The 21,096-nt window shown below is 38.9% G+C and carries 20 protein-coding genes and 2 pseudogenes; 8 read left to right on the top strand and 14 right to left on the bottom strand.

Annotated elements, in window-relative coordinates; genetic code table 11:
* Positions 1 to 612 precede the first annotated feature (612 nt).
* Both F6K06_RS11050 and F6K06_RS11045 read left to right on the top strand, forming a co-directional pair.
* The gene (locus F6K06_RS11050) at positions 613 to 1,182 is read left to right on the top strand and encodes a cytochrome b (RefSeq protein WP_287240795.1); all 570 of its coding nucleotides are present in this window, start codon (positions 613 to 615) and stop codon (positions 1,180 to 1,182) included.
* A 166-nt stretch (positions 1,183 to 1,348) separates the two neighbouring features.
* On the top strand, positions 1,349 to 1,744 hold the full coding sequence (locus tag F6K06_RS11045) for a heme-binding protein (RefSeq protein WP_094673747.1): 396 nt from the start codon (positions 1,349 to 1,351) through the stop codon (positions 1,742 to 1,744).
* A 360-nt stretch (positions 1,745 to 2,104) separates the two neighbouring features.
* On the opposite strand, the gene F6K06_RS11040 is transcribed toward F6K06_RS11045, so the two are convergent.
* Together F6K06_RS11040 and F6K06_RS11035 are read right to left on the bottom strand one after the other, a co-directional pair.
* Entirely contained in the window at positions 2,105 to 3,754 is a 1,650-nt protein-coding gene (locus F6K06_RS11040; protein WP_287240791.1) for a nucleoside recognition domain-containing protein, read from the bottom strand.
* 352 nt (positions 3,755 to 4,106) lie between these two features.
* Entirely contained in the window at positions 4,107 to 4,346 is a 240-nt protein-coding gene (locus F6K06_RS11035; RefSeq protein WP_287308829.1) for a hypothetical protein, read from the bottom strand.
* Here F6K06_RS11035 and F6K06_RS11030 point away from each other — a divergent pair.
* Entirely contained in the window at positions 4,322 to 4,897 is a 576-nt protein-coding gene (locus F6K06_RS11030; RefSeq protein WP_124147651.1) for an EF-hand domain-containing protein, read from the top strand. The two genes, F6K06_RS11035 and F6K06_RS11030, sit on opposite strands and share 25 nt — an antisense overlap.
* A gap of 162 nt (positions 4,898 to 5,059) precedes the next feature.
* A pseudogene (locus tag F6K06_RS11025) lies at positions 5,060 to 5,164 on the top strand (IS1 family transposase); the annotation flags it as partial.
* Positions 5,165 to 5,200: 36 nt separating this feature from the next.
* On the opposite strand, the gene F6K06_RS11020 reads toward F6K06_RS11025, so the two are convergent.
* From F6K06_RS11020 to F6K06_RS10980, 9 genes are all read right to left on the bottom strand, one after another.
* Complete coding sequence (locus F6K06_RS11020; RefSeq protein ID WP_205127565.1) at positions 5,201 to 6,421, bottom strand: NAD(P)/FAD-dependent oxidoreductase; 1,221 nt, start codon at positions 6,419 to 6,421, stop codon at positions 5,201 to 5,203.
* Between the two features lie 314 nt (positions 6,422 to 6,735).
* Positions 6,736 to 7,467: a metallophosphoesterase gene (locus F6K06_RS11015; RefSeq protein ID WP_124147652.1), complete on the bottom strand. Its 732-nt coding sequence runs from the start codon at positions 7,465 to 7,467 to the stop codon at positions 6,736 to 6,738.
* Positions 7,468 to 7,845: 378 nt separating this feature from the next.
* Positions 7,846 to 8,661, bottom strand: a complete 816-nt coding sequence (locus F6K06_RS11010) for a metallophosphoesterase (protein ID WP_287240789.1) — start codon at positions 8,659 to 8,661, stop codon at positions 7,846 to 7,848.
* Positions 8,662 to 9,206: 545 nt separating this feature from the next.
* Positions 9,207 to 9,968: a GTP-binding protein gene (locus tag F6K06_RS11005; RefSeq protein WP_124147654.1), complete on the bottom strand. Its 762-nt coding sequence runs from the start codon at positions 9,966 to 9,968 to the stop codon at positions 9,207 to 9,209.
* A gap of 54 nt (positions 9,969 to 10,022) precedes the next feature.
* Positions 10,023 to 10,190 carry a hypothetical protein gene (locus tag F6K06_RS11000; RefSeq protein ID WP_161564745.1) on the bottom strand — a complete coding sequence of 56 codons (168 nt, stop codon included), beginning with the start codon at positions 10,188 to 10,190 and terminating at the stop codon, positions 10,023 to 10,025.
* Positions 10,191 to 10,204: 14 nt separating this feature from the next.
* On the bottom strand, positions 10,205 to 11,398 hold the full coding sequence (locus tag F6K06_RS10995) for an FAD/NAD(P)-binding protein (RefSeq protein WP_124147655.1): 1,194 nt from the start codon (positions 11,396 to 11,398) through the stop codon (positions 10,205 to 10,207).
* A 1,058-nt stretch (positions 11,399 to 12,456) separates the two neighbouring features.
* Entirely contained in the window at positions 12,457 to 13,932 is a 1,476-nt protein-coding gene (locus tag F6K06_RS10990; RefSeq protein WP_287240785.1) for an ABC transporter ATP-binding protein, read from the bottom strand.
* Between the two features lie 932 nt (positions 13,933 to 14,864).
* Entirely contained in the window at positions 14,865 to 15,383 is a 519-nt protein-coding gene (gene moaB, locus F6K06_RS10985; protein WP_124147639.1) for a molybdenum cofactor biosynthesis protein B, read from the bottom strand.
* A 23-nt stretch (positions 15,384 to 15,406) separates the two neighbouring features.
* Positions 15,407 to 15,961 (bottom strand): Uma2 family endonuclease, encoded by a 555-nt coding sequence (locus tag F6K06_RS10980; protein WP_124147638.1) that lies wholly within the window; start codon positions 15,959 to 15,961, stop codon positions 15,407 to 15,409.
* A gap of 659 nt (positions 15,962 to 16,620) precedes the next feature.
* Here F6K06_RS10980 and F6K06_RS10975 point away from each other — a divergent pair.
* From F6K06_RS10975 to F6K06_RS10970, 3 genes and pseudogenes are all read left to right on the top strand, one after another.
* Complete coding sequence (locus tag F6K06_RS10975; RefSeq protein WP_205127559.1) at positions 16,621 to 17,358, top strand: hypothetical protein; 738 nt, start codon at positions 16,621 to 16,623, stop codon at positions 17,356 to 17,358.
* 237 nt (positions 17,359 to 17,595) lie between these two features.
* Positions 17,596 to 17,706, top strand: a pseudogene (locus F6K06_RS33890) (hypothetical protein); the annotation flags it as partial.
* Between the two features lie 13 nt (positions 17,707 to 17,719).
* Entirely contained in the window at positions 17,720 to 18,040 is a 321-nt protein-coding gene (locus tag F6K06_RS10970) for a hypothetical protein (protein ID WP_124147637.1), read from the top strand.
* A 35-nt stretch (positions 18,041 to 18,075) separates the two neighbouring features.
* Here F6K06_RS10970 and F6K06_RS10965 read toward each other — a convergent pair whose 3' ends face one another.
* The gene (locus F6K06_RS10965; RefSeq protein ID WP_124147636.1) at positions 18,076 to 18,258 is read right to left on the bottom strand and encodes a hypothetical protein; all 183 of its coding nucleotides are present in this window, start codon (positions 18,256 to 18,258) and stop codon (positions 18,076 to 18,078) included.
* Positions 18,259 to 18,363: 105 nt separating this feature from the next.
* Between F6K06_RS10965 and hisI the strand changes: the two genes are divergently transcribed.
* Positions 18,364 to 18,849: a phosphoribosyl-AMP cyclohydrolase gene (gene hisI, locus F6K06_RS10960; protein ID WP_124147635.1), complete on the top strand. Its 486-nt coding sequence runs from the start codon at positions 18,364 to 18,366 to the stop codon at positions 18,847 to 18,849.
* A gap of 7 nt (positions 18,850 to 18,856) precedes the next feature.
* Here the strand turns inward: hisI and F6K06_RS10955 are convergent, their stop codons facing one another.
* Positions 18,857 to 19,057, bottom strand: coding sequence for a hypothetical protein (locus tag F6K06_RS10955; RefSeq protein WP_240039195.1), 201 nt, complete (start codon positions 19,055 to 19,057; stop codon positions 18,857 to 18,859).
* Between the two features lie 541 nt (positions 19,058 to 19,598).
* A complete protein-coding gene (locus F6K06_RS10950) occupies positions 19,599 to 20,765 on the bottom strand; it encodes an alpha-hydroxy acid oxidase (RefSeq protein WP_240039194.1) in 1,167 nt (388 codons plus the stop codon).
* Positions 20,766 to 21,096 lie beyond the last annotated feature (331 nt).

The raw sequence follows: 21,096 nt of genomic DNA, 5'->3' as shown, positions 1-21,096 counted from the left end.
ATTTCGATTGCTTAAATCCTTTCCTGTAAAACGCTGTATAAAATCAATTGCTGTTGTGTGCATGACTTTGCATTTATTTTTCTAACATAAACTAAATAAACATTACCATATCTGATATTTTCAGAGTGCAAAGAAAAATTAAACTTAGCTAAGATAGAAATTTGGCTCAATTGATACCGAGATTGACTGAAACTTAGAAATGATCTGGCGATCGCTCTATTACTACTAATTGGCCAGTATTAGCGATCACTGGAAAAATTTTAAAATGATTATTTTTTTACTTATCTAATTGATTTTTGTCAAAAGTTATCGCTGTCATAAAACTTCTCAAGTAATAATGACCACAAAGTTCTTATAGAACCCCTAAGTGTATCTTTACAAAAGTGAGTTTTACGAGTCAGGAGTCAGGATTAATAAGTCAGAAGTTAGCAGGAAATAGAATAGGGAAAAAAAGTATAAAAATAGCCCCATTATCCACCATCTCCCTACGTTTCACCAAATTTTATAGAACCATAGAACCCATTTGGGTTGGTTCTATAAAAAATTTACAATCTTAATTAAATGTTAAAATTTAATCAATAGTATCACTGTAAAATAACTTGCGGGAAAATCATGGCTCAAGCTTCAAAAACAAACAAACCGAGAAAAAATTCTGCTTACCAAAATTTAATGTCAATCCATTGGTGGATGTTTAATTGTTACATTATTATATTTGTAGTTGGTTCTTTTATGTCGCGTTTGCCTAGAGAAGCCTTTGGAAGAAACTTACTTTATGATTTCCATAAATCTCTAGGAGTATTGGCAATGGCTTTATTAACTTGGCGAATTTTAACTCTATTACAAGTGTGGTGGAAGAAATATACTAAGCGATTGCCCAAGTATACTTCTAAATGGATGCAAAAAGTAGCCCTGCATACTTCTCTTTATATCTTTATGTGGGCTGTTCCTATTAGTGGTTTCTTTTTTTCTAACTCCTTTAAAAGCAATAATGTCCGCTTTTTTGGTCTCACCTTACCTGATTTATTTCCCCAGAATAGTGACTTAGTAGACTTAGGTCGAAATATACATTTTTGGTTAGCTTATACTTTTTTAGCATTTATTATCTTACACGCGATCGATCAATTTAAGGTAGTCAAAGGATTTTGGCGACGCATTAGTAAAAGAAAAACTAAACCTAGCTAACACAGAAATTTGCCTCAATTAATGGCGAGATTGACTGAAACTTAGAGATAATAAAATGGTATTGTCTAATAGCCTGTAATTTGCTAGTGTACTTAAAGTCTGAATATATGTTAACCCAATCAGCTAAATTAACAGACATCTAAAGTAAAATCCAATGGAGGGATTAATGGTTACATTAGAAGATGCCAGAAGAGTAATTAGTGCCGCCGAAAAAAAAGCACTCGAAATTGGTCAACCAATGAATATAGCAGTAGTGGATGGGGGAGGAAATCTCGTAGCCCATGTACGAATGGATGGAGCTTGGATCGGAAGTATCGATATCTCCATTAAAAAAGCGTATACTTCGCGGGCGTTCGATCTGGCCACTAAAGATTTAGCCGAACAGAGTCAATCAGGAGGACAATTTTTTGGGATTCATGCCTCTAACAATGGCAAAATCATGATTTTTGCTGGGGGAATCCCCCTTTACAGTGAGGGACAAGTAGTGGGAGCAATTGGAGTTAGTGGGGGGTCTGGAGAGCAAGACCATGCCGTTGCCGAAGCTGGAGCGGCCTTATTTTAATTCTTGAAAACCATTTATGAGATGGATAAGTTGATTAATTGATAATTGATAATTACCTCTCCCTTTGAGGGAGAGGATTGACGCTCAAGGAAAAAATTTATTTTTTTTCCCCTTGAAAGGGGAGGCTAATAAAGCTCTAAAGTATAGCACTACTTGAATCGGGAATAGGGAATAGGGAATAGGAAATAGTAAACTGTCAAAGGGTTTTTCGTATAGGGAAAAGCTCCGCTTTTTATGTTGCGCAGCAAAACAGGATTTAGAAATGTCTTAACCTTAATGAGTAGCGCTATAAATTTACAATTGTGTCTGGTTAGGGCCATTACCATAAAGGGCTTTTGGGCTAAATGTTTTCTTTGACCTTTAGCTAATTAATAATCCTCCCCAAGCAAGCAATAGAGAAAAAACAATCGCAGCGATCGCCTGTCTACTTAACAGCAATAAGGCAAATCGAAGAGACTGTTCTCGCGCAATAGTTAACAGAGTAACTAAACAAGGTAGCAATACTCCTGCTAGATACACCCCAGTTAAAACCTGCAATGGAGTTAACATAGCCAAGGTTTCTGGTTCGGCAAATAATAGCAGTCCATCTTTGCGAATAGAGGCTAAAATAATAGGCAATGAGGCTTCTGGCGGTAAATTAAACCATCCCATCAAAGGATTAATAATATTGGCTAAAGCTGCGATCGCTCCTAACCAATTCAACACAGAAGCAATAACAGTAATAACTAAAAAGATGGGAATTGCATTGAACAAAAATTGATCGATAGTTGACTTAGCTTCGCGCCAAATTACTAACCAACGAGGAAATTCTAAAAATGCTCTTCCTTCGATTACTAGGGGATTCTGATTCGATTTAGCTGTAGGGGAAGAAATCATGTAAGTATATATCAAGGTAGTTGCGGTTAGATACAGCAGGTAAGGAATTATCAAGTAAGGTAACGAAGCCGCACTAAACACCCCTAAAGTTGCGCCAAACTGATAAGAACAAGCCGAACCAAAAGCGATCGCCGAAATACAAGTTCCTCTAGAACAACTAGAACAAGCACGGGTACTAATCACCGCAGGAACATTACACCCCATACCCATAATTACTCGCACTAAATCCCGTCCCGATAACCCAAACGGACGGAGTAAAGGATTGAGAGCAATAGTAATTCGTTCTATTAACCCACTAGCTTTATATGCGCCCAAGAATAGGGCATAGAGAATTACTGTGGGCATCGCCCAAATAAACAGCAACGGACTCATAGTTATCAGTCCATACTGTCCTATGAGTATTTCTCTTAACCAGATTGGGAGTTGGGATAAAGATTTAATAGTGGGAGCAATCGCACTTTGGACTATAGGATCTGCTAAAGTCGCAAAAGAGTTAGCACCCCAGACAGCAATAATCGCAGGAATAAGTAATAGAGCGATCGCCAATAACCAGCCTAGTCGAGGATGTTCTAACAGCGTTGGTTGGGGTTGAATATACCAGCCAGCTCTTGTAGGAATCCATTGCGCGGGAAAAGGATTAGGTTCTTGCAGAGAAGCCAAAATATAGTCTTTTTGTTTTATTCTCAGGTGGCGAGCATCTACAGTGACAATGCTCAGGTTAGAAGTTTCCGTCCATTGCCGAACCACTTGTTGAGTATGAACCGTGGGTAATACCTTATCCCAGAAAGTAATTACCAGAATGCCCCGTTTATCTGCTACTAAAGGCAGTAGATCTGCTAAATCTCGATCAACGTCGGTTGCCTTGACTATCAATAGCACGGTGTCATTTTCTTGTAGCTGTCTTAAAGCTTTCTTAGTAGTTACACTATCGGAATGATAGAGAATTCCAGGGGTATCAATAAAGGTATAGGCTTCAGATTGATAAGTGTCACAAGTCACTGTAGAACCGCGAAAATTGGCACTATAGGGAGTCTCTCCTGTAAGAGATGCAATCAGTTGGGACTTGCCGGTACTCTCTTTCCCAATGACCACAATACAATCGCGCTCTAATTTTGACGGCGTAAAAATATTCATTCTTGAATCAACACTATATGGTAATAATAATCATTGTAAAATACAAATAACAAAGTTATTTATTCTCTCATGGAAAATCAAGAACAAGCTGTTGTCTTCGACGAAGAACGCGCCGCTACTTATGACGAAAGATTTGCTAAACTCCCCCCCCATTGCGGGACACACTTCATTTCTTGACCCGCCTGGTTCTTGCCGATCTTCCGGTCAATGGGCGGATTCTTTGTATCGGTGTTGGTTTCGCCCTCAAGGATATTTAGTTAGTGCGGATTTAGCGTCTGATATGTCCACTTCGTCCTATTTCCATTGATATCATGTCCGTTGGTATCGTTTGTGTAAACCCAAGGGTAAATATCTACAGGAAATTTAGATTTTTTTCTTGCGAGGGTAGCCTTCTTCCCTTTTCTTTACTCTTCCCTCTTCCCTCTTCCTTCTTCCCTCTTCCTTCTTCCTTCCCTTTGCTATACAATACCGATGCTACCGGACATGATATGACTTCTCTTTCCTTAACTTGACACCAATGGTTGAAAACGCTAAAATTGCCAGAAGTTAATTGTGGAATTAGGAAGAATGTCTCTAGAAGATTTGTTGTCATCTAATTTTTGGGTTGCCAAGATGAAAACCTACTTCAAGGTCATGGACACTAACCAAAATGGTTTTTTGTCGCGCTCTGAATATGAAGAGATTGCGGAGCGGTTGGTACAAAATCAAAACGATCGGTCGAAAGACGAAGAAATTCGTGCAGTGTTTCGCTCCCTGTTTGATAACTTTGTTGCTGGAGGCAGTGAGGTAGATGCTGAAACCGAGATCGGTTACGAAAAGTTCCTAGCCAATGCTGCAAAGGCGGTCTCGTTGATGCAATCGTCGCGTGAAGCGGGTAGACGAAAGAACGAAGTGTTCTTTGATTTCGTAGATACAGATGGCTCTGGAAAGATATCCCGTGAAGAATACCGAAAGTATCTAGCAATATACTCTGGGGGAGAGGATACCGACCGTGCCGATCAAGCTTTCGACAGCATTGATGTTGATGGCAATGGTTTCATCTCCCGCGTCGAGTTCATTGAAGGTCATATGAACTACTGGTATGAACCCACTAGCGATCCGAGCTATTCTCCGCTTCCCTATGGGCCATTGGTAGATTCATAATATTAACCCGAGTTTGAGAATCGGCTGCGTGGTAGGTATGGACTTTAGCCGCGATCGCTCCCTAAGCGATCGCCGTCATCCTTTCTTGTCACAAAGTTTTAACGCTTGCCGTTAGTATAATAGTCCCGCGTCCCTTTCGCATCTGGTAGTTCACCATGTAAATATCGAAAAACTCTCTGTTACTCTAAATCTCTAAAAATGTTGAAGTATTCGATTCGTTTACTTGTACATTACTTGAGATTTAAAACTTTACCAGTTCCCACTTAAACATTACGCATTCTCCAACACCATAAATCTTATTGTTCAACAAACACAATCGTCATTACAGCAAGAAAGGTCATCTAAGAACAAACCTTGTCGGCGATATTCTTCCAAGGTCGTAGGATCGATTCCCAGACGTTGAGCAAGCGCATTTGCTACCACAGCAAATCGCTGCCGAAATTTATAAATGAAACAAAAAATTAGATTGCCGTGACGCACTGAAGGACCGACGACAAATAATCCTGGAGTTAGGGTAGACTCATCTTCTTGAGTCAGAGCTGCATAGCCATTTGTCCAGTCAAATAGAGGTGCGATTTGTTCTAAACTGCTATTAAACCCCGTACAGAGAATTGGCCGTGTAGAACTAAACCACTCTTCGTACTCGCTCTCCACCACATATCCTTTTTTTACTGCTTTGACTGCTTCAATCTGCTTGTCTCCAATTAGTTCTACCCGACCCATAGAATAAGCTATTTCTAAACGTTTTAGACTATAAGGAGACAGAGAAACACTAGGATCTGAGTCTAAGTTTGACCAGCTACTCTGGCGATCGATTAACTTTACTTTTTTCCCTAATGCTGCCAAATTTGATGCTGCATCTACACCGCTTTCATAGCCTCCGACAACTACAAATTCGTCCCCCTCAAGCTCTCTCCAAGAATTTATTTGGGAATTATGAATACACAATTCTGCCCCTGGAAAAGGATTAAGATTTGGATATTGAAACTCTCCTGCTGCCCAAATCACAAACTGTGAGCGCAACTCGCCTTTAGAAGTTTCCAAGACAAAGCCTTGGCCTTGAGGTAAAGCTGCAAGAGTTTTCACATTTGTCTCAGTTTTTATAGGTAGTTGAAAATGCTCTGCCACAGTCTCCAAATATAGGGCATATTCTTTCCCTGAAAGATGTTCCTTTCTGAAACTGAGGGCAGGAGAAGTATTTAAAACTACTGCGTTGAGATCCAGCAATCCAAAACCATGACTGGGAAACGACGGAGTAATGAACCCCATTTCTTCTGGCCAACGGCTAAAAGAAGCCCCGATTTGATGTCGTTCTAAAATGACAAAATTTTCAATTCCTAAATCTTTTAAGACTACGCCACAGCCAATTCCCGCAGCCCCAGCCCCCACAATTACAACTTCAAAACGGTCGTTAGTTTTGTTCACAAGAAGACAATCTCGAATAGATACTTTATGATAATAATAATCATTATATAAAAAAAAAGCTAGCTTTCTAACAAAAAATCTTGGTGAGGAAGTGGTCATTTCAGTTATCAGTTATCAGTACCTCTAGCTGTTTGCGCAGCATTCCGTAGGAAAGCAAGAAGCTTGACATAAGGAATATTCTCTGAGGTAAGAGCAAGATTATCAAAATAATATGGGTCTAAAACCCCGCCTTTTAAGGCGAAATATTTTTAGAGCGGGGCTCAAATCCCCATTACAAAAATCACTTCTGACTCTCTTGGTCGATTGGATATGGCGAACTTCGGAGCGGCTCTGTTAAGAGCGGGAGACCTCGCCATCCCATCCTTCGGAATGCTCCGCAAACGACCGCTTCTGACTTCTGACTTCTGACTTCGTTAAGAATATGCCTCGCTAACTGTTCTAAATTTCACTTGATTAGTACCAGGATTATAAAGAGTATAAGTCGCATTTCCCGGCACACTTCCCACATTACCGACTCCTATAACCTGACGGAGTGTTGTCAAAGTTTGAGTAGATGATGTTGTCTCAATAGTACCTACTTCAGCTCCCAACTTTGTCACTCCACTACTCACCGAACCATTTTCCAACTGATATTGAAAAGCTAAACCAGAGCGACCACAAAATAAATTATTAACGCCAAAACGCATTAATCTATCTAACATTTGTATCGGTGGAGTATCAGGAGTTAATTTATCCCTTACCCCCACAGTGCTGCCGTGAATTAATAAACAGTCAAGTTCAGAGAAACCAAAGGGTAAATTTCTCAACCATTCTACTGTTTCTCTATCCACATTATCCCATAATTTTTTCACAGTATCCATACCATATTCTGCTATTAATTCTGTCGGTTCAGCTGTGGTAGTTAATCCATGTAAAATCAAACATTGTTCTTCCCACCATCCCATACAGACTTGGGGTATAAGTTCGTTTGTTTTGGGATAACGTACTCGCTCTACTAATTTTTTGCAATCTCTATTTAGCCCGACTAAATCTCCTAAAATATATAAAGCTTCTACAGGATATTTCTGTTTTTTTATATCAGTAAGTACCGCTTCATAAGCTGTGATATTTCCTTGGATTCCAGTTAAAATTGCCCAATAATTCATATGATTTTTTGCTTTTTTTTAGGTTACAACAATTTCCACAGTTATGAGGCAAACTTTTAGATCCCCCCCTGCCCCCCTTAAAAAGGGGGACTTTGAAGGCTCCCCCCTTTTTAAGGAGGATTTAGGGGGATCGTAAATGTACCTTATCTTTATGGGAAATGCTATAGATAAAGTGAGATTAAATTGATAATTAATAATGGATAATTAATAATTACCTCTGGTTAAAACAGTTATTGATTGAATATAAGGAAATATTATTTCTTCTGTTGGTCAATTGGATATGACGTTTTCGGCTAAGAGCCCAAACGACCGCTTTTTTTCCCTTAAAATGGGAGGCTTTAAACCAGAATTATTCAATTATTAATTATTAATTATTACTTATCTTTCACAAATATGAGTAGGGTCATCAGCTCTTTCAGCAAACTCTAAACCTCTTGCCAAACGCCAAGCAAAAATTTCTGGCAATCCCTTATTAATTATAGCTTCACAAGTAAGTTGATAATTATAAGGAATCTCTCGAATATTTACTTCTCCTGTTTCATTTTCATAAATAACATAAGTAGCATTCGGTCTACCATGACGAGGTTCTCCGACAGAACCAACATTAACAATTTTTTTCATAGGAGCAATACAACTGTTTGACTCTAAATTTTCCCTCCCCAAACTACTAACTTTAACTAATAATTGACCAGCATCAAGAGTCCGAACATAAGGCACATGAGTATGACCGCAAAACAATACATCAGCACCACTACTTAAGACTCTTTCAACTGCTAAAAATCCATCTAAATCTGGCAATAAATATTCATGGTTACTATGAGGACTACCATGAACAAAACACATATTTTCTTCTTTCAAAGTATGAGGTAAAGATGCTAAATATTCTCGCGTTTCTGGATGAATTTCTTTATTAGTCCATTCATGGGCTAACTGACCACGTTTCTCTGCTAATAAAGAAGGATAACTACATTCACAAGAATTTAATCCCTCCACAATATCTTCATCCCAACAACCTAAAACTGTGGGAATATCTAAACTGCGAATTTGCTCGACAACCGCGTTAGGATGGGGACCATAACCAACCAAATCTCCCACACAGAAAATTTTCTCTGCTTTCTGTTTTTCTATATCTATTAATACAGCATTTAAAGCTTCGTAGTTGCCATGAATGCAAGACATAACTGCGATTTTCATACTAATTATTCCTCTTTCATTAATGGATAATGGATAATATCGTTTCACGGAATTCAAAAGTCAAAAGTCATGCATCGAGTGCGTAATTCTGAGGTCCCCTCAGAATGTAAGACGCACTCAAGACAGTCAAAAGTAAGATTTTATAGCTCAAAACTTTGATGCTTCAGTAATTTCAGCAAATTATTCGACATCTAAAGTTTGGAACTATTTGTAACATTCTTTTTTCAAATTGGTATAATGGATAATTACTTCTGGCTAAAACCGTTATTGATTAAATATAAAGAAATCATATTTCTTTTCTTGGTCGATTGGATATGGTTAGGAAACCCATCCATCCTACCCTACAGGAAGCTCCGAATATCGACCGCTTTTTTCCCTTTAAAAGGAAAGGCTTCAAGGCGCGAATTATTTAATTATTCATTATTCATTATTCATTATAGGAAACCCATAAATCCCACCCTACGGGGATCTCCGAATATCGACCGCTTTTTTCCCTTTAAAAGGGGAGTCTTCAAGGCGCGAATTATTTAATTATTCATTATTCATTATTCGGTAATTCCTAATGTTTCTTTTACTTGTTGTTGATCAGCTAAAATTGCTGCATCGGGTAAACAACAATCTTGTAAAGTTTCTGCCAAAGCTTTTTGATTTAAGTTATGACCAAAAACTTCAATTCCACTAAAACGTTCTGGTCTACCTTCTAGCCACCTTGGTAAATTTAATTCTCGTTCTTCAGTCTCTTTTCCTAGTACAAAATCAAAGTACAAAGCACGTCCGTCAGCAATATCAAAAATTGCTTTAGCACGCATAATTTGACCATAAGCTCCAGCAGTTAATTCTTCATACCAAAAAACATCTAAACTTGCCGGATCGATGACTTGACCCTGGGTGGGCGATCGCCAAAATTGACAATTATTAATATTACTCTCAATAGCAAATCCTTCAACAGTTTGGTTTGCCCACTGATGCCATTCGCTATTTTCTATTCCTGGTGGGATAATGGCAATACGACTGCTAGGAATTTTATCGAGGAATGATGACATTGCATCTAACTCTAAATAAAAGCCTAATTCGATGAAAGCAACTGTACCATTAGCAAGATATTCTATGAGTTTTGACTGTTGAGCATCAGTAATAATTTTGAGATTGGGAAAATCCGTAGCCAGGCAAGTGTGGTCAATGGGAACATTGCCAGTACCGGGGCTAAAATAGACAGCAGGACTATCTTTCGGCATTTGTTCCCGAATAAAATTTGTTTTGCCGACTCCCGGTAGACCAGCTACTACAGTAATTATAGGTTTTGACATTTGGCGTTGGTAATTTGAGGTATGATATCATTTTCCCCTTCTAGGGGAGCTGCGCTAACGGATAAGAGCGTTATAGAACTCCATGACCTTTACGCGACCAAAAAACTTTCTGCTTCTACTATTCTTTCTTCTTCTTTCTTCCCTCCTGACTCCTGACTCCTGACTCCTGACTCCTAAGTAATTAAGACTAATATCATACACTAATTTACCAACTCCTGACATTTTTCTTCCATAGCTCAATTTTTCAATGCTGATACGATACGGCTACTTGCCATCCTTGCCCCCGATAGGTTTCTGGCGACAGGTCCTACTTGCAAAGCAGCTAACCCACCCATAATAAATAGTTTACAACCAGACCAGCACAAATATTCATCTAATACTGGCAACCCGTTCACTATTTTCACTGGGTGAGTATGCAAGACTTCTTTTAAGATAGGTTGTTGTGTGACATCAAGTTTTGTACCTGTTGCTAACCAGATACGATCGCCCTCCCACATCATTCCATCATCACATTTTACCTGCCAGCGATCGCCGACAAACTCAGCACCCACTACCTGACATTCCTCAAAAATAGATAACTCGTCTTGGTGTTGGTAACGGCGCAACTGAGTCATCACTTCTGGTGTCACGGAGCCGCCATCTCGCGCTTGTTGAATTAACTGCCATCGTTTTTGCCAGTCAGTTTCAGCGCTAAAACCTTTTAAATATTTTGGACCTAACCAACCAGCGTCGGCATCAAATAATTTCTCTTTGAGCTTACGTCTTAACATCAAGGCTACATTTGCGCCTCGTTTTAAAGCGCCCAATGCTAAGTGACCGCTAGTTAATCCCCCACCGATAATCAGCACTTTTTCTCCTCTGAGTCGCAAACCTTGCAAGTCTACTTCGTGGGAGTGACAAAGACTTTCGTTTGGATAGGGAGTAGAAATTTTTTTCGCCCATTCTGGAAGTTGCGGTTTTCCCCCACCATTAGCTATGACTACTTGACGAGCTATGGTTGAGTTACCATCATCTAGTTCAACTCGAAAGTTAGGTTTCCCTCGGTAGGTTATGGGAGCAATGTTTGTCACTGATGCTTTGTATACTTTGTCTTCTAACTGCCAGCGACTAACTACGTCTTGGGAAAATTCTTGAAATACTTTTGTTCCAGGTAAGTCGTAGGGAGGGAATAGTTCGTTTGGGCGATTTTCCGCAAACCGACGCAGGGAATAGGGGTCTGGGTCTGGGTGGTGAACGACGGGCGATCGCAAGTGGGGTATATCTTGAGCTGCAAACTGCTGTCGCCACTGACTCATCCAAGTGCCACTGGGGTCAAATACTATTATTTTATGGCGATACTTTTCCCGTTTTTGCAACAGATGAGTTACCAAAGTTAGGGCGTGGGGTCCCGCACCTACGATGGCAATGTTGGTTTGTTTTGGTAAGGACATGGAATTAAAGAACCATAATTATAAGAATGATAATCATTATTATTTTAATTATATATATAGCTGTAACGGCTCGCAAACAAGATTTTTCCTAGGTCATGCTGCGCAAACAGCTCACATTAACTACAAATAAGCTGTAAGCTTATTGATGTCTGCATTACAAGCTTATAAATACATATTGTCTCAAATTTATAGACAAATATTACAGCCAATGTTCAGTCTACAAGAGTACAGTAATACCAAGGCTCTGCCCATAACCTACATTTTGTAGTACTTGAAGAAGGAGACAGGAGACAGGAGACAGGAGACAGGAGGAAAATTACATGGGGATAGTCAACGAAGGGCCGCTCCGCGTCTACGCTCCCCCAAGTAATTTTGAACACCCCCGTTGACGGTGGGGTATTAAACCCACAAAGAAAATGATAATGTAGGAGTCAAGAGTCAGAATTTAGGAGAAAGTCGTAGTAGTCAACAATTAAGTAAATATTAAGCATAAATATTTTCCTGAGAATTTGACGAATGAGAAAGTTAATATAGAAATATTTATAGAGTATAAATACTTACCAAACCACTGCTTTTCATAATATATACTAATTAGGGCTTGCTGATTAAATCTACAAGCATTGACATATAAAGAAAAGTGCCTTTTTGGGGTCGAAAAAAGTGCGCCTATTTCAGTCATTAACGCTCAAAAAGTTAGTATTTTAGGCGCATAGTTGGGCAGAAAAATCTAGGGACAATTCTTACTTCTACCTCCTCGCTCCCGATCCATTTCTCCCCTCCTGGGAGGGGGAGGGGTTGGGGGTGGGTTGTCTCCTGTCTCCTACAAAGAGCAAAAAGACTTTCCATACGCAAGCCCTAATTAAGGTATAATTCCTTGATTACCAAGGGATCTAGCCATTTTTAGGGCTTTGACGTATATTTACGGACGTTGTATGTAACGTCCCTACCCACTCCCCTAGTCCTCTGTAATGTGAAAATGTAGCAAACTTTTATTGCGCTTGGTATTAGTGGGATAGGTTCATTGGTCTTTGTTGGGTTGCGCTTGCGCTTAACCCAACCTACGGCATCAATGTTTTTTTACCCGATGTCATTAATAAACCTACCTCTTCGACTGTAGCGGTGGCAGCATCTAGAATATCAATAAACTTACCTTCATATATAATGGCAATATGATCGCTCATTGCCATGACTTCTTCTAATTCTGTAGAAATATATAAGATAGCTGCCCCTTGTTGTTTTTGAGCAAGTAAAGCTTGTTGTACATATTCTGTAGCACCGATATCTAAACCACGGGTAGGTTGCATAGCTACAATTAATGTTGGTTTTCCAGAAAGTTCCCGCGCCAGAATAATTTTTTGTTGGTTTCCTCCAGAAAGTTGATTGACTTTTAACTGCGGATGACTGGCACGAATATCAAATTTTTCTATGGCATTTTTCCCATGATTATTTATTACTCCAGACTGCAAAAAACCATAACGACAAAAAGGCAAAAATCTAAACAATTTCAAAATCAAATTCCGAGCAATACTAAAACTCATAATTAACCCCATTTTCTGGCGGTCTTCGGGAATATATCCCACTTTTAAATTATCTACAAATTCGATCTTTCCTTTCTCCACAAAACGCAAACCATTAATAGCATCGGCTAATTCTCTTTGACCATTGCCATCGACTCCTGCTACTCCTAAAATTTCTCCACTATGCAATTGAAAAGATAAATTATTCACTGTGGATAAACCTTGGTCATTTTTGACTTCTATATTTTTCACTTCTAGAACAATTTTGCCTTTTTCAGCAGCAATTTTATTAGAAACTAAATTTACTTCTCGACCCACCATCATTTCAGCTAATTTATGAGTAGTAATCGCTGCTGTTTTGATGGTATCTACCACTTTTCCCCGACGTAAAACTGTGACAGTATCACAAATATTCATTACTTCTTCTAGTTTATGACTAATAAAAATAATTGTGTGATTATTTGCTGCTAACTTTCGCAAAATATTCAGCAAAGAATTTACTTCTGCTGGAGTTAAAACTGCTGTAGGTTCATCTAAAATTAAAATTTTTGCTTGACGATAAAGTACCTTGAGAATTTCTACCCGTTGCTGAATACCTATTGGTAAATCTGCTACTTTACTATTCACTGGTATTTCTAAATTATAGGCTTTTGCCATAGCGTTAATTTCTGCGGATTTTGTACTTAAATTTAGATGAATTTTTCCACTATTTCCCAAGATAATATTTTCTGTAACTGTTAATGTTGGTACTAACATAAAATGCTGATGAATCATGCCAATACCATAATTTATTGCTACACCAGGCGAGGAAATTTTTATTAGTTTATCTTCTAGATAAATTTGACCATAATCTGGTTGATATAGTCCTGATAATATATTCATTAATGTGGTTTTTCCTGCACCATTTTCTCCAAGAATAGCGTGGACAGAACCTGCTGCAATGGAAATATTAATATTATCGTTAGCAACAAATTTTCCGAAACTTTTAGTAATATTTTCTAAATGTAAATATGTCATCAAGTATTAGATAATATTTTTTTTGATTTTAATGTAATTAAAATAATTATTAGTGCCAGTTATGAATGATTTTTTGTATCCGTAGGAGGGTTGCGATCGCTACTTTTTTTTTCACTCCCTAAGAATCAAGTTTGAAAGTATTTAAGTAATTGAAATATATGTTATTTTTACTTCAACAATAGGAAGATTAATATAGAATACAGAGATTTTGGCTTAAAGGCAGAAGGCAAAAAGTAGAAGCTTTGTAGTCTACCTTTGCGAAAACCGCTAGAATATCATGTTCGGACGGGTCAGTTATAAATAAAATTTAAGGACTGACAGTACCGACGGTATCAAATAAATACTGAAATTGTCTTTACTTTTCTCCAATATTTCCTCTTTTTCTCCAATATTTCCTCTATAATAGGGGACTTGTAACATCCAACGAAACCTCTAACATCCACACAAGTGAACAAGATTTTTACGAGCGTTGTCAATTGGTCGGTGCAGCATTTGTAGCCGGCATCAAGAATATGCAAAATCTGTTTTAAATTATTATCAAGAATTTAGATACACGGGGTTAAAACCCACGTTCGCAAGGGGCTGTGGGGCAAATCGAATTCGCCCCCTTGTAAGCCCCGCTCCACTGCGATCGGTTAAAACGGGATGGCTTTCTCTAGCTCACAGTTTTTTATGTAGGGCTTGCTGATTAAATCTAAAAGCATTTACAGATAAAGATTTTAGCCGATAATGGTCTTGAAAAAGTACAAGCTTTTTGCTCCTTAAAGCTGAAAAATTTAGGATGAAAGGGTTGCATAAGGCAGAAAAATCAAGGGATAATTCTTTCTCCTGCCTCCTCTAAATTTCTTACTCCTCCTGTCTCCTGACTCCTACCCTCACCCATAAGACTTTTTCAGCAAGCCCTAAGTAACAAAGCGATCGCCCGACCATTTTTAAGTTTCAGTTAATCTCGGTATCAATTGAGCCAAATTACAAGGACGATTACGAGAATCTAGTTGCTCTTTGATAATATTCCATCCTGTTTGACAAGCACCACTAGAACCAGGTAAACAAAAGATATAAGTACCGTTAGCTACGCCTGCCAAAGTTCGAGACTGAATGGTAGAGGTTTTAATTTCTTGATAGGAAATCATCCGAAATATCTCACCAAACCCTTCAATTTCTTTGTCTAAGAGTGGTTTAATCGCTTCTGGTGTACCATCTCGTCCTGTAACTCCCGTACCACCAGTAGTCAAAATTACTTGGACAGATTCATCTGCAACCCATCTAGATACTACAGCACGAATTTGGTAAATGTTATCGGGAACAATAGTTTTTTCTGCTAATAAATGTCCTGTTGTTGTTAAATTATCGACTAATATTTTACCCGATTTATCATCAGCTTCGGTTCTTGTATCAGAAACTGTTAGGACGGCGATTTTTAAGGGTAGTAAAGATTCGTTTTGATTCATTTTTGTGATTTTTAAATTAAGTTTTAACGGAAATAATTTTCTACTTCTAAAACACTTTTACCAAAACAACTATTGACAATTGTTGTCACGCGATCGCTGTTTAAGTTAGGCAGAGAATTGCTTATTGTTAATTCTAAATATCCTGAATCACGATAAACAAAGAATTTAACTTTATTGTTTTCCCATAGCCAAACTTCAGGAATTTTTAAGTATTGATATTTAGTTAAATCGTCCATACTCCCTGATGTTAGATTTATTTCTACTGCCAAATCTGGCTTGTCTTTGTCTATTTCAAAACAGTAAGCTACATCTGGTTCTTTCCCTTCTTTTCCTTCTTCCTTAAGAGTAGTTTGATTAAAGGTGAAAATAGGCATATTAAGATTACGACAATACGCCAAAATAATCAACCTGATATAATCACCAATCAATTCATGGTTACGTCCTGGGGACACGATAGTAATAACTCCATTGCGAAATGAAACTCGTTTACTGGGTAAATCTAAACTAATATATTCAGCCCAAGTTGTATTAGTAATTGTGCTAATTCGATCGCTTTTTTGTGTTCCAATAGTTAACATTTTTACTTAGGGGATATAGTTATTTCGTTACTAATCTAGAATATCAGACTAAAAAATCTAAATATTAGCCTAAAGAGCGATCTTATCATCTAAACTCTCTTTCAAGGGGTTTGAGTAGCAACTGATACTGTTGATGAACTTAACAAAAGAGATAGATTCGCGAATATTATTTGCGAATATGTCCAGTTAATTATTTGATTTTTGTTTTGGTTGCTCGTCAAAACCAACGTCCAATAAATTTTGTGACAAAGTATCAATAGTACGTTGAATTTAATCAAGAACGAGAACACCTAACCACCTGCATTACTGCCGTAATATGAGCTTGACTACCAGGTTTTGCTAAATGCTTATATTTACTAAAACTCTTAGCCTCGTTAGTTTTTGGAAAAATTGGCTCTTGTGCTTGAAGTTTCTAGTACCAATAAATGTTTTGCTGCTGTCGTACTTGAAGCCCGAGAAACTACTGTCCCTAGAGGAGTAACTTCACCTTGAGCAATAATTTGTTTTTTTGGGATCTCGCGATCGCGGATGTGATACGATCAATTCGTTCAATTTGGTCTGATGATGCTTGTTTTTGATTCATACAGGAGAAACATTAAGAAAAGGAGAAGATGATTCGCGATTTATATTCGCGAAGTATTAACTAAGTTTAACAAATATTGAAAGATTACGGAAGTAGTATAAAGATTATGGCTCTACATCCTCAATCAATGAAACCTGTTCCACCCTTAACAAAAGAAATAGCACACCAAGCTTTTCCAAAAGGGAATCTCTACATGACTATTCGAGATGAATTGGGTATATTTTATCAGGATAGCGATTTTGCAGAACTCTATTCAATTGAAGGACAACCAGCCTTGCATCCTGGGAATGGAGAGTGGAAAAAATCGGGGGAGATGATAGCTAATAATCCTGGCTCAGTTGCAGTTAATTGTGGCTCAAAAGCAAATCTAGTTGCAAATAATCCTGGCCGAAAAAGTTCGTTATTGCTGGCCCGGGGCTTTCTTATTGCTGGCTGCTCCCATCTTTTAATTATTACGATTATTGCTTCTGTATTGAATTGGTTAGGAGCGATCGCAACTTTAGCCAATATTATTAACCCTTTGATGGGATGGTTTAATTTACCCCCGGAAGCCTCATTGCCTATTATTTTAGCCTCTATTCGCAAAGATGGGCTGCTATTATTTGCCGAACCAGAAACCTTGGCTATGTTAACTCCCTTGCAGGTGTTGACTGGGGTGTATCTAGCAGGAGTATTGCTACCTTGTTTGGTTACTCTGTTAACTATTGCGCGAGAACAGTCTCTTCGATTTGCCTTATTGCTGTTAAGTAGACAGGCGATCGCTGCGTTCTTTTTTTCTCTATTACTTGCTTGGGGAGGATTATTAATCAAGTAATAAGGAATAAGTAATAGAGTTATCGCTAAATAGAGGGAAAAAATCGCTCCAACCTAGACAGAGCAATAATTTCAAGGCCTTTTTAGCCACCAATAGCTACAATCCTTATATAACAAGGCTTTTGGGGGTTTTTGAAGTTATAAAGCGACAAGTCTAATAATTTTTGCTCTTTTTAAATACCTTTATGAAATATCAATGGAAAGCTAATCATGAATCAATTTTTGATTTGAAGCTCTACCCGAAGCAGTATTAGAAATTTATAGCCGCGAGGAAGCAAGACCAATTTTGAGCGATCGCTTTCTCTGTGATAGGCTGAAAGTTAACCTTACTAGCTATGTAAATACTTGAAGATTCCACCTGTATGTTAGAATTAACTAATATCAAACAAACAGCCCTAGATTATCTTTTGTCCAATCTGGAAGTATCTCCAGAACATCGTCACTTGTTTGAGGTTGTAGGTGCAACCTGTTTTGATAATAATGAGTGGATGATTAACATTAGTATTGTCGGTTTAATAGGTAAATATTGGAATGTTTTTGTCAATGGCAACACGGGAAAAATTTTACCAGACTGCGAGTTTAATACAGATTGCCAAGACTTGAATGAACCCCATCAATATTCCCATCTGCCCGACTATTTAAATCAACTGCTCAATCGCCTGACTGCCAACGTTTCTAGGTAAATTAAATGGCGTTGCTGATTAGTAATGATCTATGCTTATGTAGGAAGAGTTTGAAATCTTAGATAGTGCAGCAGAAGACGAAGTTCTTTCATCTGTGGTGAATAGGGTTGACTCTTAGGGGATTCAACGAATTGACGACCACATATTCCACATTGGAAAAACTTTTGGCCACGTCTTTGGCCATTTCCCTGGTGTGGGTAGAGTGGCATTTCGGACATATCATGTTCTGAATTCTACAACATTTATCATTACATTTCAGCAACGCCAATTAAACACTGCTTTGTATGTAATAATGATTATCAAAATTACAAAATTTAGCTAATATGAATTCCCTATTTACCGCCCGCACTTCCGTAGAACAGGTTGAGGAAGGTTTGTTACTTGCGCCCAAATTTGATGCCAATGGTTTGATTCCAGTAGTTACCACAGATGTCAACACTGGTGAAGTGCTGATGCATGGCTATATGAACGAAGAGGCGTTAGTTAAAACCATTGAAACGGGAGAAGCTCATTATTACAGTCGCAGTCGTCAGCAGCTATGGCATAAAGGTCAATCTAGTGGACTGGTGCAAAAAGTACAGCAGTTAGCTATTGATGACGACCAAGATTGTCTGTGGATGCAGGTTAAAGTAGCTGGTTCGGGAGCTAGTTGTCACGTGGGTTATCGTTCTTGTTTTTATCGCTGTATTCCTACGGGAAAAAGTGCTATTGATTCCCAGGAACCAATTCAGTTAATATTTACCGAAACGGAGAAAACCTTTGACCCGAAAACAGTGTATGGTGATGCTCCCAACCCAACACAATTGTAAATTGACTTCAACCCCAACCATCATGATTGCTTCTCGGTAAAAAACCTCTATCCAAATCTACAGCACCTTCATATTGTTGGAGTTGTTCATCTTGCCAAGCACTAACTCCTGGCTGGAATTCATCCCAAGTATTAAGTACTTGCTCGTAGCATTGACGGGGTGTAATGGGTAGGTTTTTCAAGTAAAAGAACGTTGCTTGATCGCTCATACTCCAGCAACAATACAACCTCTGTTGTTGGATAATAATTATCGACAACTTCCAAGATGTGAGCAATCATAAAGTGATGGTGCAAAATTGCAGTGTCAGGAGCAGCTAAACAGGCATTCAAGAACGGCACAAGGCGAGAACGTCCGAAAAATGGGTTTTGAATGATTCTCCGCCAATCGGAGAATTTGTGCTACAAATAATCGCGCCGCGCTTCTGACTGAGATGACCTGCCCAAGCATTATAGCCAATGACCAGCAAATTACTGGCAATAAAATCTTGATGCCAATTCGATCCATCGTTTGTTTGACTCATTAGAGACCTCTATGCATGAAAGCCAATCCAGTTGAAATTTCGGCTAAAAGAGCTATGCAGATGCCTAGCAATTAGCAAGAAAAATTAGAGGTCGCCTGGATTTAAGCGCGACCCCATTGCCGGTCGATTGTTGGGAATACAGCTCTTTCTCGGTAGATTTGTAGGGTGGGCAAGCCTAGGTCGGAAAATTCTCAATTCTTTCATTAGACCTTGTCCACCCTACTCCGCTTCATCGTGAGTGATGAAAGCGTAGATTCTCTCTACTCAATTGATCGAGCTTGGTCACTCCCATCAATTTCATATCACGCTCAATCTCAGTGCGCATATTACCTAAAACACGCTCAACTCCTGCTTGCCCAGCAGCGGCCAATGCAAAAAGATAGAATCGCCCACCTGAACATGCTTTAGCTCCAACAGATAGCGCCTTAAGCACATGGGTACCGCGCTGAATACCACCTTCGCAAATGACATCAATTTTATCCCCAACAGCATCACAAATTTCTGCGAGTTGATCGAAGGGGCTACGGCAACCATCGAGCTGACGGCCGCCGTGGTTAGAAACCATAATACCCGTACAACCAATATCAACAGCACGCTTGGCATCTTCCACACTCATTATCCCTTTCAGTGCAAACTGCCCATTCCACTGCGAGCAGAGTTTTTCAGCATCATTCCAATTCATGGATTGATCTAGCATCGTTGAGAAGTAATCACCAACAGAGACTGCTAAGTTCGTTCCCTGCGAGACATAGCCAGACAAATGTGGCATATCGAACTTTTCTTTTGTCAAAAAGTTCCAAGCCCATGCTGGGTGCGTCGCAAAACTCATTAAGGAGTCAAGCGTTAATTTTGGTGGCGAAGTAAATCCTGTACGCTGATCGCGTTCGCGATTACCACCAGTAATGGTATCGACGGTTAATGCTAAAACATTAAAGTCCGCTGCTCGTGCGCGTTCAAGCAACGCATCATTCAAGCCGCGATCTTTATGGAAGTAGAACTGAAACATCTTCGGCGTGTTTGCTATTTTTGAGATTTCTTCAACGGTTACTGTCGCCAGTGAAGACACCCCAAACATCGTGCCATATTCTGCAGCAGCCCTCGCAACCGCACGCTCTCCTTCGTGATGAAAAAGGCGTTGCAATGCTGTCGGGGCACAGTAGATAGGCATATCTAGTTTTTGCCCCATCACCTCAACTGACATATCCACATTTTCCACACCGACAAGCACGTTCGGAATAAGATCGCAGTCTCCATAGGCTTCAGTGTTACGCCGATAGGTCTGTTCATCATCGGCCGCTCCATCGATGTAATTGAAAATTGGTCCTGGTAGTCGGCGTTTCGCTAATTTTCGGAAATCCTGAAAATTGTGACAGTCATTCAATCTCATAAAATACATCAGTCAGATTTATGTTTACTAAGTCCATACTATTCCATTTTGAGAAGCATTCAACCTTCATCGCCAGTCTCTAGGGAATGGACTGTTCCAAAATCACCAGTTTATCGATCTCTTGACGATTTGTAATTGCAATTGGGTTCTTAGACATCGTAAAGCAGTAACCTAAGGATAATACCTAAGAACCACTGCCTCAAGCCTCCCTGAAATACTACAGAAATTTATACGACAACTATTTGTATCGATAACATAAATATAGCCCAGTAGATTATCTCAACAGTCGGGTTGACGATCGAGAAGCTCAACCCAGGTTTTGGACACTCAGCAATTCTTG

The organism is Okeania sp. SIO1H4, assembly GCF_010672695.1.
GTDB lineage: Bacteria > Cyanobacteriota > Cyanobacteriia > Cyanobacteriales > Microcoleaceae > Okeania > Okeania hirsuta.
Note: the sequence above shows the minus strand (reverse complement) of the source record. Positions and strands in the feature narration are given on the sequence as shown.